Genomic DNA, 14146 nt, shown 5'->3' with positions numbered 1-14146 from the left:
CGACCTTATAGCTACTTCGATTTCCCGAAGGCTACCCCAGCGAAAGAGGGTCGAAAGGAGAAATATTTTCACTAAGGATTCATCCGATAATTTTGTGAAGTTGTAATTATGGGATGGGCATGCCAGTGTTGTGGCTGGTAATAAAGATAAATATTGACGAAAGACTAAATCTTGATCTACACTATTCATTGCGTGCTCCTTTTGTAGTGTAGGGAACTGATGAGGTCGTCTTTCCCTATCTACATTAGGAGTTTTTTTATTTTACCGCAAGGTGGAAAATTAATATTTAGTCTGACCTTACATTTTTTTACAAACGTGCAACACTAGTGCCAGCCTCCACATGATCAACAATTCTGAATTTATTCCCACTATATACCCGAATTTGGGTCACTTTTTCAGATATAGTCTCCTCAACACCCCCATACTTGACTACGTCACGAACTTTTAAAGTTCCGCTTAATGCTTTTATAAAAGTAACGCGGGTTCTGTTTGATTCATGACGTATTTTATAAACTCGGCCAGAAAAGGGGTCTTCATTTACGTAATGTGTTGTCGTTAATAAATCTAGCCTTTTTAAAAATGATTCTACACCGATATCTTGAAGGGCAGAACCACTCATACATGGGAAGAATTGATTATGGTGGATCATATCTTGCAACGCTCGCAGCCACAATTCTTTGTCATAACCTTTATCCATATAATGTTCAAAAAGAGTTTCATTTCTTTCTGCAATAAATTCAGCTAAATTCTCAGTCATCTCACTGTTTGAAAGATCATTCGTTACATCGTAAACATCTTCTGTTAAATTCAGCCGAATATCTTTTATGACAGCAGACACATCCGCTCCGATACGATCTATTTTATTAATAAAGAAAAACGTTGGAATTTGATGTTTTTTTAAGAGTTCCCAAACCGTTTCTGTATGTCCTTCTATTCCTTCCACCGCACTCATTATAATGACAGCATAATCCATCACCTGTATGGACCGCTCCATTTCAGGAGAGAAATCAATATGTCCCGGAGTATCGATTAAATAATAGTGTGAATTGTGAAAGGAAAACATACCTTGCTCAGCAAACACGGTAATTCCTCGCTGTCTTTCAATATCATGATTATCTAGATACGTATCTTGATGATCAACTCGCCCCCTTTGCCGAATACTTTTCGTATGATAAAGAATTTGTTCGGAAAAGGTTGTTTTCCCAGCATCTACATGCGCTAATATTCCAATCGTTTTATTCATATTCGTTCCTCAATTCAAAGTCTTTCTTTACTACTAACATTATAGCAAATGAAGTGAATGGTCATTTATCGATTTTCCTGTCTATTAATATTTTTTGTAAAACTCTGTCGATTTTTTAAGAACTTCGGACTAGTAAATTGTAATTATTTCCATTATTATATATATTAATGGGGAGTTTTGTAATATTCTAAATACGAGTAATTTTAGAAAAAAGGGTCTGAATGTTTAAGGGGGATTCTTGTGGATTTTTTTGTAGCCAGGCAGCCGATTTTTACAAAAACAAAAGATATTTTTGCCTATGAATTGCTGTATCGTAGAAATCAAGATAATATTTTTCCTGAAATAGACGGAGATGTTGCAACGACGGATGTCATTGTTAATAGTTTTATTAATATTGGAATCGGACAGCTTTCAAACGGGAAGCCATGTTTTATTAATTTTACCGAAAGGTTATTGAATATAAGACTCCCTTCCTATTTTCAACCAAATGAGATTGTTGTAGAAATCCTTGAAACAGTAGAATTTAATCATGGATTAGTGGAGATATGCAAAGAACTTAAAAACCAAGGATACAAAATAGCGCTTGATGACTTTGTCTTAAATAAAGAAAACCCATATTCCTATCCTTTATTAAAGCTTGCGGATATTGTAAAAGTTGATTTTCGAGAGACTACCGCAAAAACTAGACAAGTTATTGAATACTTTTCGAAGCGTTTCCATTTTAAATTGCTTGCTGAAAAAATTGAAACGAAAGAAGAATACGATTCAGCTGTAAAATCTGGCTACGAATACTTTCAAGGATACTTTTTTTCTAAGCCTATTATTCTTTCAACTAAGGATGTCCCTGAGTATTTTCAAAATTACTTTGTCATTATTAATCACCTATCTAAAGATGAACCTGATCTAGATAAAATTACAGAATTAATAGAACAAGATTTATCTTTATCCTATAAGCTGCTTAAATTGATTAATTCTCCTGCATATCGTCCAGCTAGCAAAATAAACTCAATAAGACAGGCAATTGTCCGTCTTGGACTGGCTGAGCTCAAAAAATGGCTTTATATTCTTTCTATTAGAGGCAGTGTAACAGTAAGAAGCGAATGGTCTAACGAAATATTTTTCAACAGTCTTGTTAGAGCGAAAATGTGTGAACTTATTGCAATGCATGTGAATAAGCAAACGGAAGCCTCATCCTATTTCTTAACTGGGATGCTCTCTCTCATGGATACATTATTAGGTCAAAACATGGAAGAAATCTTACATTCCATGCCACTTCAAGAAAACATCTGTGAAGCTTTAAAAGGACATCGTAATCAGATGAAGGATGCATTGGATTTGATCATTTCTATAGAAAAAGGAGATTGGGAAGAATTTAGCATTTTATGTACAAAAGTGCATCTTGAAGACAGTATTGCTCATAGCTGCTATTATGAAGCTTTTGAATGGGCAAAACAATTAATCGAAGAACCGTAATACTCAAAAGGAAAATCCAATGAGCCACATGGACTTTCCTTTTAATCTTGTTGCTTACTCCTATCATTTCACACCTACTTCTTGTTGCTGTTCCTTTATGAGTGCACCCCCTATTACTCCAATCAAGGAAAATACAACTGGAATAATAAAGCCATAGTGATACCCTACACTGCTAGGAGCAGCTTGAAAGTAATCAAGTACTTTTCCAAAAATGCTTGGCAAAAGAACGGCACTTAAAAAACCGCCTGTATTGGCGAAACCAGAAACAACTCCCACGACTTTAATATCAAATGATTCCCGCACAACTGCAAACGTTAAAGAGCTAGCGCCATTTCCAAAACCAATAACCAAGAAAAGTATAATCAGAATTCCATACGGTGGTTTCCCGCCGGCAATAAATAGTGCTAACCAGCTTAAAAAGATAATAAGATGGAAAATCAGATAAGGGCGTTTAATTGTTCCTAAACGGCTGGCAATCCATGTTGCTACAGGAGAACCGATTAGCGCTCCAATAAGGCCGATCATCACTAGCTGACTTGCGCTTGATCGTGACATCCCATATACATGAATTCCATACGGTACTGCCCAAGAACCAATGAATCCGATATATGTACCGACAAGACCGAAGTGGCATAAGAAGGTTGCCCAAGCTTGGCGGTCGGAGAATATTCTACGCAGCAGCATAGCGGTTTTCTCCCGCTTAGGCTCCGTCTGATCATTCATAATATTGATTACTCGATAATTCTTAATAATTTGCTTCGGTTTTCTTACAAGAACATAATAAAGAAGGCAGGCACAAAGACATAAAATGATTCCAACTGTAAAAAACGCTGATCTCCAACCCGTTAAGTTAATCCAGGCAGAAAAAGGTACAGTCGCCATCAAAACACCTAAGCTTCCCGACATTCCCGCTATACCGAGCAACCCGATAAACTCTTTTACCTTAAACCACTGGCTAAGTATTAATACTAGGTTAACCCATATGGTCGCATCGCCAATCCCGACCATCATACGTGCGATAAACAGTATGAACTCATTTGGCGCGATGCTATACACTAATGTTCCCACACCATTCAGCAATGCCCCGATTACTAAAAAAAGATTCGGTCCAAAACGATCGGATAATATCCCAACCGGAACTTGCAAGCTTGCATAAGCAAAAAATTGTATACTTGTTAATAATCCAATTGTTGCTGCAGACACCTTAAAATCATGCATTAATTGGTCTGTAATTAAACCTGGTGCTGTTCTTTGACTAACGATCAAAAAATAGGTCAGCAATACTGTTGCAAATACTACCCACCTATATTTGCTCTGTTGTTTTTCCACTGATGTCGACTCCCTGTTTAATCAAATATCTTTATATTATACTCCTTCTTTTAGAAATGAAAAAAGGAATAAGCTCCTTATTTGGATGCCTATCCTTTTTGACGTCTTTTATTTTCTTTTCCGCATCATATCGAAAGGCTTAACAGGGGCATGTACCTTCATTTTTACAATCATCATTGCATTTGGGGCACGGTCAATTGCTTTTCCCTCTTCATCCCATAAATGATCAATTGTTTGATAGACATGAGTAAACCCTGGTCCGTAAAATTCAATTTCATCTCCAACTTCAAATACATTCCGTTGCTGAATCGTTGCCATTTTTGTTTCTTCATCATATGCCAGCACTTGGCCAATAAAAGAATAAGCTGGGATTTTACGGCGCTCCCCAAATAATTGCTCGTTTTCAGTAGGAGTTCCATAGTAAAAACCAACCGCTAATTCACGCTGCGCTACTTTCCACAGCTCATCCTCCCACTCTTGCTTGAACTCATAGTGTTCAGGGTCGCTGCAATAGGCATCTATTGCTTGACGATACACATTGGAAACTGTTGATACGTAATGGATTGATTTCATACGGCCTTCAATTTTTAAGCTATCTACTCCAAATTCGACTAAATCCGGGATATGGCGAATCATGGACATATCGACTGCACTCATTGAAAAGTCTTCTTCTGGCTCCCCTGCTAGGAAAGAGATACGTTCGCCAGATTGCGGCATTTCAAATAAACCATATTTCCAACGACATGATTGTGAGCAGCCGCCGCGATTTGCATCCCGATTCGACATATGATTCGATAGCGTGCAGCGACCGGAATAAGAAATACACATCGCTCCATGTATAAAAGCTTCAATTTCTACATTTGTTTTTTGACGGATTTTCTTTATTTCTTCCATGCTCACTTCTCTAGCTAATACAACACGCTCTAACCCCTCACCGTGCCAGAAATTTAGTGTTTCATAATTAGTTGCAGACGCTTGTGTCGATAAATGAATCGGCAAGCCCGGCGCTTCCATAGCGCATATTTCAATTAAAGCAGGGTCTGATACAATGACCGCATGAATACCGATTTCTTTAAGCGTGTTGAAAAATTCCCCCGCTCCGTCAACATCTCCTTCATGCGCTACCATATTCGCAGCTACATACACTTTCGCATGATGCTGAGTAGCGAACGCTACCCCTTCGCGCATCTCGTCATATGTGAAATTACCCGCTCTAGTTCTCAAGCCATACTGATTTCCGCCAATATAAACAGCATCCGCCCCATAAATAATGGCCGTTTTCAGTTTTTCAAGTGTGCCGGCTGGTGCTAAAACTTCCGGTTTCTTTGTGATTGTTCTCATTTAGCTATTCCTTTCTATTTTACTTCATCAGGACTTTTCGAGAAAAACCCTTCACTCAATGTCCTTTCTTTTGGGTGCAAGGAATTTATTTGCATATTGAAATTTTTCATTAGTTCTTCGGTCCATTTACCTTCTATTAACGCGTTTTTTGCCTTAACAAAAAGACGTGCTATTTCAACGAAATGCTGCCCACGGGTAAAAATTCCATCCACTTTCCACTGAGTTAAACCAGCTTTATGTATAGATGTTAAATAAGGCATTAAATTAATATCATCTGTTGCAAAAACGTGAGTTCCGTTCATGTCTTCATAAATGGAATAATGCGAATCCGGCTTTTTAGGTTCAGATATAAATAGCCCCTTCCCTTCTTCTTTCTCTTGTTTTGTAAAGTTAAAATAGTTTTGCACGAGCGGCCTCTTTGAATGGTGGATACATGTTGCACCATATACTAAAAGTTCAACAGGAACCTCCACCTGCTCTCGTATCGATTTTAACTCTTCAAATGTCAATTCCCGTGCTAATACAGCACCCATAGAGCCGCGTTTCACCCAAAAATTTATTTGTTTTGCGCTAGTCACTAACGTTTGCGCATCGTACACATATGGAATATTGATTTGATGCAATGTTAAAAGACGAACGACTCCTGGGTCGCCTACCGTAATGGAATCAACATTAATTTCTTGTAAAAATTGTAAATACTTAATAACCTTTTCTATGCGATCATTGTGAAAAAGCGCATTCACTGAAACACAAATTTTTTTATTATGCTTATGAGCAAATTCAGCAATATTCCTTATCTCATTACGGGAACAAGACGCTGGCAACCGCAATCCAAATTCATCTTCCCCAACATTTATGGTATCAACTCCGGCTCTAATTAACGCCTCAGCTTGATCATTCGATTCCGCCGTTGAAATGATTTCTATCATGTATTAACCCTCTTTCAATCCATCAATTCCTCAATATCAAGAGGGTATCATAAACTAATTTTCTCCTCTGTGATTTTTCTCACAACAAAGATTATTTTGATATCACTTTGAATGTGACTTTCATCACGGAATTTAATCTTTTTTTCTAGTAAATTAGAATGGAACACAATATATAGAGTGTTGAATAATAAATAAACACACTATATAGTTTTATCTAACTTATATTAGGAGTGATCAAATGAAGACGATACTTCAAACACATCAAAAGGAAAGCGACCTACTACACGTATTTACCGAGATTATTGAAACGAGTAATCAAGACTTGCTGCAGGAAAATGCTAACGTTGACGGGCAATCCCCAATGGGGCAAATGTCCAAATTTTCTTCTGAAGCGATGAAATTTTTTGCAAAGAAAAAGTTGTTAGATAAGTCCGTCCTACAAGCGATTGAGGAAAATTATATTTATCCTCATGATCTAGATTTCATGCCTACAGGAACAACGACATGCTGCCAGATTCCATTAGGGGAAATACTAAAAAACGGATTCAATACTGGACATGGTCATATGCGTGAGCCGAATGATATTTCAAGCGCAATGGCATTAGCTTCAATTATTTTCCAATCAAATCAAAATATGCAGCATGGTGGACAAAGCTTCCCTATGTTCGATTATGATTTAGCTCCCTATGTTCAAAAAACATTTAAAAAGCATATCATTCGCTTGCAAAGCTATCCAATGAACTTAAAGGAGAATGAGCTGGAAAAAATGGCTTGGGCAGAGACAGATCGAGATGTCTATCAAGCATGTGAGGCGTTTATTCATAACTGCAATTCCATGCATTCACGTGGAGGGGCACAAGTTCCATTTGTTTCGATTAACCATGGTACAGACACTTCTATGGAAGGCCGGATGCTTATAAAAAACATTTTACTTGCAACGAAAGCTGGCCTCGGCAAAGGGGAAACTCCTATTTTTCCTATTCAAGTTTTTAAAATAAAAAAAGGAATCAACTTTGCAGAAAGCGATCCTAATTATGATTTATATGAACTAGCGCTTGAAACGACTGCTAAACGACTATTTCCAAACTTTAGCTTTATCGATTCTTCTTTTAATTCAATCTTTTACAATGGCACGCCAGATTCCGAAGTCGCATACATGGGATGTCGAACACGAGTAATGGCCAATGTAAACGGAAAAGAGAATAGTATTGGCAGAGGAAATCTCTCATTTACGTCTATTAATCTCGTGAAAATAGCTTTGACATCCAATACATACGAAACATTCCTGCGTAAGCTTGATCATTACATCGATTTAGCTATCAAACAATTACTTGAAAGGTTTCGTTTTCAAGCTATGAAAAAGGCAAAGCATTTTCCCTTTCTTTATGGCCAACATGTATGGAAAGATAGCGAAAAACTCGATAGGGATGGAACGTTAGAAGAAGTTCTTCAACACGGTACTTTAAGTATTGGTTTTATCGGACTTGCTGAGGCATTAGTCGCTCTTATTGGTAGACATCATGGCGAATGTGAATCTGCGTTCGAACTAGGGTATGATATTATTCAACATATGAGAGAACGGATGGATGAGGCATCTGAAATATATCGATTAAATTTTTCCCTTATCGCGACTCCTGCAGAAGGGCTATCAGGAAAATTTACAAAACAGGATCAACATGAGTTTGGAATACGTAAAGGAATAACCGATCGCGACTATTATACAAATTCCTTCCATATTCCCGTTTACTATCCTATAAAAGCTATCGATAAAATAAAAAAAGAAGGACCTTTTCACAAACTTTGTAATGGCGGACACATATCGTATATTGAATGTGATGGTGACGTGTCTAAAAACATTACCGCACTCAATATGTTAGTTAAGACGATGGCAGCTAATGACTTCGGATATGGGTCCATCAACCATCCCGTAGACCGTTGTAAAGTTTGCAGCTACACCGGCATAATTGATAATGAATGCCCGAGCTGCCACAATAATAATCAGCAATCCATAGAACGAATTAGACGTATTACCGGCTATTTAGTCGGAGATATGAAAAAGTGGAATTCAGCAAAACGTGCAGAGGAACAAGAAAGGGTGAAGCATAAATGAAGGTCATGAATATTATTCATGATTCAGTCGTTGATGGCGAAGGGTTGCGAACGGTCGTTTTCTTCGCCGGCTGCCCCCATTTTTGCAAAGGCTGCCACAACCCTAAGAGCTGGAATCATAATAATGGTATAGAAATGACAGTAGACGACGTGGTAAAAGAAATCGTAAGCAACCCTCTAACTGATGTGACACTATCAGGCGGTGAACCCTTTTTTCAGGCGAAGGAAGTTTATGAATTAGCGAAAATACTCAAAAGCTTTGGAAAAAACATATGGATATATAGCGGGTATACGTTAGAACAATTGCTTTTTTCTTCACATCCGTACTTTCGCAAACTACTTTCTTGCTGTGATGTTCTCGTTGATGGACCATTTGTTCTTAAAGAGCGTGACCTGACATTATCGTTTAAAGGAAGTAAAAATCAACGCATCATAAATCTTACATCTGTTGATTTTACGAATGCTGCCATTTAGAAGATTTCACACTATTCATCAAAATAAACAGGTTTAGATCTTATATTATACTTTCCTAAATCAATAAATATTTGTATTTTTTTAATAAATTTTTATTGATAAACGATAAATACTTGTTATAATGTAATTATTACGATTATTGTGGGGGTGTATGATGGATCGAATAACGACTACGTTTTTGAAACTTGTCATTCTGCTTATTGGAGCAAGCATATTAGTTTTATGTATTCTTTGGCTGCCCTGGGAAGCTAAACGCGTGGCAGAAATGAATCCTGAATATGCTTATTTGAAATATCCAGTACTAATTGGATTGTATTTTACAGCAGTACCATTTTTTCTCGCCTTATACGAATCTCTAAAGCTTTTATTGTATGTCGAAAAGAATATCGCTTTTTCAGATTTAGCTGTAACATCATTAAAGCATATTAAGTACAGTGCCAATACAATCACTATTGTCTATTTATTTGGTTTTTTCTTACTCATATCCCAAAAAGCCCTGCACCCGGGAATTGCTCTTATTGGATTTGTCATCATTTTTACATCCTTAATCATTTCCTTTTTCTCAGCTGTTCTTCAAGCACTTTTTAAAAATGCATTAGATATGAAGTCAGAAAACGATTTGACAATATGAGGTGGCCAGACGGCGCTTTTCATTAACAGCAATGTCCAGAAAGAATGTAATAAAGCATTCGAAAAAGATTGGCTTTGAACTGCCAATCTTTTTATTTTTAAAAAGGGGAAAAGAAGTCAGTCCCCCACCTTAGAAGCAATTCAGCCTAGCGACAAAAAAAGAAAAAGGAGGACAAGACTTTTGTCTAATCCTCCTTATGTTTTATCCACTTTTCTAACAAAGGACCCTTATCTCCGAACACTGGGTCTGTTTTGGGAATCGGTACATGTTTAATTTCTGATAAGTCTTGAGCCCGTAATTTTGTATCTCTTTTTCTTAAATCGGGATTCATCCCGCCTGGGTATGCACCGACAACTTCAAATTCATCGCTGCTCTTAATTTTCTTATGACCCGTTCCTGCCGGAAGAACGACAACATCACCCGTCTCTACCTTTAGCCTCTCGCCCCACTCTCCTCCTACAAGAATCGTTGCATTTCCCCTTTTAACACCTAGCACCTCGTGAGTATTACTATGATAATGGTGGTAGCTGAAGACACCACCTGTCCAGCTCCCGGTCCATTTATGACGATTGAATGTATCTTCAATAGCTTCCGGATTCTCCTTAAAAATTAGCTTATACACTATTACGGGCAAATCTGGGTTATTAGGAATCTCTCCATCATCCTGAAACATTAATGTCTCGACATTGTACTGCACTGTAACTCCTCCTTTATTATTCCTGAGTATTAAAGGTATCTCCCTCATCTAAATCACCTGATTGATATCCTTTTTTGAACCAGCGCATTCTCTGTTCAGACGTCCCATGTGTAAAGCTCTCGGGTACGACATATCCTCTTGCTTGTTTTTGAAGTGTATCATCACCGACAGCACTTGCCGCTTTGATCGCCTCCGCAATATCACCATCATCCAATATATTCAAACTCTCTGCATGATTTGCCCAAACGCCGGCATAATAATCTGCCTGTAATTCAAGTCTAACTGAATATTTATTGTATTCCTTTTCGCTTAGCTTTTGTCTTAATGCTGCAACTTGATCACTCGTTCCCAATAGCTTCTGTACATGATGTCCCACCTCGTGGGCAATCACATAAGCCATTGCAAAATCTCCTGGAGCATTAAATCTTTGCTGGAGTTCATCATAAAAGCTCAAATCAATGTATAGCTTCTGATCCCCAGGGCAATAGAAAGGTCCTACCGCTGAACTTGCCGCTCCACAGGCAGATTGAACACTATCTGTGTATAATACTAATATCGGATTTTTGTATTCAAGGCCATTCTCTTTAAAAATCTCACTCCATACGTCCTCAGTATCTGCCAAAACGACAGAGACAAATTCCGATAGTTCTTTTTCTTTCGCTGTTTCTTCATACGGTGGTGGATTATCATAGCCTTGAGGTTGAACCCCTTGCAATAGTGATCCGGGATCTCCTCCCAGAAAAGTGAAGACTAAGAGCAGAATTAGACTGCCAATCCCTCCCCCCGCAATCATCGTACCACCCTTGCCTCTTTTATCTTCTATATTCGCGCTGCCTCTTCTACCTTCCCATTTCATATATTTTCATCTCCTAATACTACTGTTCTAAGAACATACTATTGATATACCCGAGTTTGACAGATTTATTTATTAGGAGATGAAAATTAGATGATCGGCAACATTATATAAAAATAGCTGCCTTTCCCTTCCTCACTTTCCACAGCAATCATTCCGTTGTGATAATGAATTATTTCCTTTGAAATGGCCAGCCCTAATCCAGAGCCGCTATGCGATTTTCCTTGATCACTTCCCCTATAAAAGCGCTCGAATATAACTTTAATATCTTTTTCATTTATGCCGGATCCATTATCCCTGATGGCAATTTTTACATTCTTTTCATTTTCTTTACTCACTTCTAACGTGATGCTTCCTCCATGATCTACGAATCTTTGTGCATTCGTCAGGAGGTTAACAATTACTTGCTCCATCCGCATCGAATCTATTATTGAAAATACCGGGCCAGGAAGGAAATCTTCGTATGTAAAAAGAATCCCTTGTTTCTCAATATCCCATTTATATTTTTCAAAAATATGGATGCAAAACTCCTTAATATTAACTCTCTCCATATTAAACTTTATTTCTTTATTTTCTATTTCCGTCATATCACGCAAATCATTTAACATTCGCGAAATGTATAAACTTTGATCATATAGTAATTGAATGTATTTTTTATCACTTTCGATTATTCCGTCTAAAATCGCTTTCGTATAAGCGCGAATACTCGTTAGCGGAGTTGCAATTTCATGTGAAATATTATGAATCCACCTGCTTCGCGATTGATGGGCTTCATTTAATTTTTCGTTAGTTTCATGAAGCTCCTTATTTGTAAGCTGAAGGGCAATCGTTCTATTATGTACTTGCTGCTCCAAAGTTGTATTTAATCTCGTTAACTCCTCCGATAATTTTTCTATACGAATAAAGGACAATGAGAATTTTTTTGATATGATAACTGATTGGGTAAATAAATAAAAAAATAAACCGACTGAAGCAAGCTCCGTCGTTTTAACGACATTATTATAAAATAAAATATCGTTGATGACCGTAAAAAAAAGAAACGATATCGCTAAAATATTACCAATAGAGCCTTCACGTCTATGTATGAATGCTTTTATATAAACAAAAAGCAAATAGAGAAAAGAAAGGATAATGAGAATTTGAAAGAATAGCATAGTGTTTGTAAATATAATGACGGGAGTTACCATTACGAATACACTATATAAGCCCATCGTCATAATGATTATGTTTCTATACTTTTGATTCATATCCTTAGCATATTGTGTATATGTAAACAAAGTAAAAAATAATACACCTAAGGAAGCACCTAAATATTCAAGTTTACTCGCTGCCTCCCAAGATAAAACGGAGTAAATATATGTAACTAATCCCGCTTCGAGAAGGGCAGATCTCATCGCTACAAAAATACATACAAGTCCAAAAAAGATTTGCGAACGTTCTTTCCGACGATTAGCAAATAAAGTAATATGATAGAAGCCCATCACAATTAAGCTAATTACAATGATAGCTCTAGTGAGGAGCTTTTTTTCATGATATTGATAGACTTCTTCCGGGTCTCCTATTAGAATGGCTTCCGTTATTCCCGCCTTTCGCTGTTGAAAGTTGGAGACTTGGATAACAATTTCAACTTGATTAGATTCAGATTGAAATTGAACAATTTTCAAGGAATTACCCGGTTTCGATGAGTCTTTACTTTTCCCTACTTTGCCGCTTTTCCACTTAACCTCATCATTAATCCATAAAGTATGAGCCGATGATAACCCCGGAATCAATAAAGCTTTTATTGAACCTGCCTCTTCTAATGGTAAATCTATTACTAAGCGGTACGTGGCATATCCCACTTTCGGCAGTTTTTTGCCTCCTATTTCATATTGACTCCAAGTTTGCGGAACATTTACCTTCTTGGGCACGATCAAGCCATTGTTTTTTTCAAAATCTATAGGAGTATAAAGCTTTTCCCAATAAAATTCCCATTCTCCATTTAAAGTTGAAACCCCCGTTGCTCTTTGTTCTCCACTTACTTTTATACTGGGTCCCATACATAACACTAGAAAACATACAGTTATTAGGAATAGAAACGATCGAAGTTTCATTCTAATATTACCATCCCTTTTATATGAATCTTTCCCTATATATTACCACTTTTTGCCTACCATGGGATTTATCGGATTAACAAAAGTATGATATAGTAATGATATATAGTCATTAAGCACTAGAATTGCCACACGGGAATCTTTCACTATCTCCTTATATTCATAGACTTTTAAAAATTGGAATTATTTCTGTCTTATTCAATAGTATTGATAAATGGAAGGGGGATGGATCATTGAATGTATTAATTATCGAGGATGAATTCTCCATTGTTGAAATACTGCGTTTATTTTTAGAAAAAGAAGGATTTACTGTTTATTCCTCTTTAAATGCGGCAGATGGAGTACGCTTAATAGAAGAAGTGACCCCCCATATTGTATTGCTTGATATCCATCTACCCGATAAAAATGGATTTGAGCTTGCTAGAAAATATAGAGAAATATCTAATGGGATTCTTATCTTTATTACTGGCGAAAGTACGAAGAGTACGATTGTAAGAGGTTTTGAAATTGGCTGTGATGATTATATTATAAAGCCTTTCGATCCACCTGAAGTGGTTGCAAGAATAAAGGCTAATATTCGAAGAAGCGGTTTAACCAATTTTAATGTTTTGACGTTAGGAAATTTAACTTTGAATTTTAATGATAAAAGTGTACATAAAAAAGGAGAAAGGGTAGAACTTTTTACTAAAGAAAGAATGCTGCTCTTTTATTTGGCTGAACACCCTAATCAAGTATTCAGTGCGGAACAGCTGTATGAAGTGATTTGGGGAATAGATTCTGAAGCTGAGCTAAAAACGGTACTTGTCCATTTAAGTACGTTAAGAAGAAAAATTGAAGACGAACCACGTTATCCAAAATACATCCAAACAGTAAGAGGATTTGGTTATAAGTTCTCAACTGAAAGCGATAATAAAGGGTGGCGCGGTAATTGATAATGGAATCAGACATACATTGTGCTGATTCCATTTTTTATG

General features: G+C 37.0%; 11 protein-coding genes and 2 pseudogenes. 5 read left to right on the top strand and 8 right to left on the bottom strand.

Annotated features, from left to right (window positions below; all coding sequences use genetic code 11):
• Positions 1 to 189 (bottom strand): annotated as a pseudogene (locus tag KHA96_RS09580) (IS4 family transposase); the annotation flags it as partial.
• A gap of 139 nt (positions 190 to 328) precedes the next feature.
• Positions 329 to 1243: pseudogene (locus tag KHA96_RS09575) on the bottom strand (GTP-binding protein); the annotation flags it as partial.
• Positions 1244 to 1483: 240 nt separating this feature from the next.
• Between KHA96_RS09575 and KHA96_RS09570 the strand changes: the two are divergent.
• Entirely contained in the window at positions 1484 to 2716 is a 1233-nt protein-coding gene (locus KHA96_RS09570; protein WP_213129080.1) for an EAL and HDOD domain-containing protein, read from the top strand.
• A 63-nt stretch (positions 2717 to 2779) separates the two neighbouring features.
• Here the strand turns inward: KHA96_RS09570 and KHA96_RS09565 are convergent, their stop codons facing one another.
• From KHA96_RS09565 to KHA96_RS09555, 3 genes are all read right to left on the bottom strand, one after another.
• Complete coding sequence (locus KHA96_RS09565) at positions 2780 to 4045, bottom strand: MFS transporter (RefSeq protein WP_213129079.1); 1266 nt, start codon at positions 4043 to 4045, stop codon at positions 2780 to 2782.
• A gap of 108 nt (positions 4046 to 4153) precedes the next feature.
• A complete protein-coding gene (locus KHA96_RS09560; protein ID WP_213129078.1) occupies positions 4154 to 5386 on the bottom strand; it encodes a peptidase U32 family protein in 1233 nt (410 codons plus the stop codon).
• 14 nt (positions 5387 to 5400) lie between these two features.
• Positions 5401 to 6315 carry a peptidase U32 family protein gene (locus KHA96_RS09555; protein WP_213129077.1) on the bottom strand — a complete coding sequence of 305 codons (915 nt, stop codon included), beginning with the start codon at positions 6313 to 6315 and terminating at the stop codon, positions 5401 to 5403.
• A 247-nt stretch (positions 6316 to 6562) separates the two neighbouring features.
• Between KHA96_RS09555 and KHA96_RS09550 the strand changes: the two genes are divergently transcribed.
• The 3 genes from KHA96_RS09550 to KHA96_RS09540 all read left to right on the top strand — a co-directional run bounded on the left by KHA96_RS09550 (position 6563) and on the right by KHA96_RS09540 (position 9529).
• Positions 6563 to 8425, top strand: coding sequence for an anaerobic ribonucleoside triphosphate reductase (locus KHA96_RS09550; protein WP_213129897.1), 1863 nt, complete (start codon positions 6563 to 6565; stop codon positions 8423 to 8425).
• Positions 8422 to 8898 (top strand): anaerobic ribonucleoside-triphosphate reductase activating protein, encoded by a 477-nt coding sequence (gene nrdG / locus KHA96_RS09545; protein ID WP_213129076.1) that lies wholly within the window; start codon positions 8422 to 8424, stop codon positions 8896 to 8898. The genes KHA96_RS09550 and nrdG overlap by 4 nt, the downstream gene beginning before the upstream one ends.
• A 154-nt stretch (positions 8899 to 9052) precedes the next feature.
• A complete protein-coding gene (locus KHA96_RS09540) occupies positions 9053 to 9529 on the top strand; it encodes a DUF2975 domain-containing protein (protein ID WP_213129075.1) in 477 nt (158 codons plus the stop codon).
• A gap of 184 nt (positions 9530 to 9713) precedes the next feature.
• Here the strand turns inward: KHA96_RS09540 and KHA96_RS09535 are convergent, their stop codons facing one another.
• The 3 genes from KHA96_RS09535 to KHA96_RS09525 all read right to left on the bottom strand — a co-directional run bounded on the left by KHA96_RS09535 (position 9714) and on the right by KHA96_RS09525 (position 13118).
• Complete coding sequence (locus KHA96_RS09535) at positions 9714 to 10202, bottom strand: cupin domain-containing protein (protein WP_213129896.1); 489 nt, start codon at positions 10200 to 10202, stop codon at positions 9714 to 9716.
• A 40-nt stretch (positions 10203 to 10242) separates the two neighbouring features.
• Positions 10243 to 11082 carry a KPN_02809 family neutral zinc metallopeptidase gene (gene ypfJ, locus KHA96_RS09530; RefSeq protein WP_213129074.1) on the bottom strand — a complete coding sequence of 280 codons (840 nt, stop codon included), beginning with the start codon at positions 11080 to 11082 and terminating at the stop codon, positions 10243 to 10245.
• Between the two features lie 86 nt (positions 11083 to 11168).
• Positions 11169 to 13118, bottom strand: a complete 1950-nt coding sequence (locus tag KHA96_RS09525; RefSeq protein WP_213129073.1) for a sensor histidine kinase — start codon at positions 13116 to 13118, stop codon at positions 11169 to 11171.
• Between the two features lie 287 nt (positions 13119 to 13405).
• On the opposite strand from KHA96_RS09525, the gene KHA96_RS09520 reads away from it, so the two are divergent.
• Positions 13406 to 14104: a response regulator transcription factor gene (locus KHA96_RS09520; protein ID WP_249315432.1), complete on the top strand. Its 699-nt coding sequence runs from the start codon at positions 13406 to 13408 to the stop codon at positions 14102 to 14104.
• Positions 14105 to 14146 lie beyond the last annotated feature (42 nt).

Source organism: Bacillus sp. FJAT-49711, from assembly GCF_018343715.1.
Classification (GTDB): Bacteria; Bacillota; Bacilli; order Bacillales; family Bacillaceae_C; genus Lederbergia.
Note: the sequence above shows the minus strand (reverse complement) of the source record. Positions and strands in the feature narration are given on the sequence as shown.

Excerpts from the sequence above, each read along its gene's own strand:
- ypfJ (WP_213129074.1), bottom strand. The coding sequence starts at position 11,082 with ATGAAATGGGAAGGTAGAAGAGGCAGCGCGAATATAGAAGATAAAAGA.
- KHA96_RS09535 (WP_213129896.1), bottom strand. The coding sequence starts at position 10,202 with ATGTTTCAGGATGATGGAGAGATTCCTAATAACCCAGATTTGCCCGTA.
- KHA96_RS09555 (WP_213129077.1), bottom strand. The coding sequence starts at position 6,315 with ATGATAGAAATCATTTCAACGGCGGAATCGAATGATCAAGCTGAGGCG.
- KHA96_RS09560 (WP_213129078.1), bottom strand. The coding sequence starts at position 5,386 with ATGAGAACAATCACAAAGAAACCGGAAGTTTTAGCACCAGCCGGCACA.
- nrdG (WP_213129076.1), top strand. The coding sequence starts at position 8,422 with ATGAAGGTCATGAATATTATTCATGATTCAGTCGTTGATGGCGAAGGG.
- KHA96_RS09540 (WP_213129075.1), top strand. The coding sequence starts at position 9,053 with ATGGATCGAATAACGACTACGTTTTTGAAACTTGTCATTCTGCTTATT.
- KHA96_RS09525 (WP_213129073.1), bottom strand. The coding sequence starts at position 13,118 with ATGGGACCCAGTATAAAAGTAAGTGGAGAACAAAGAGCAACGGGGGTT.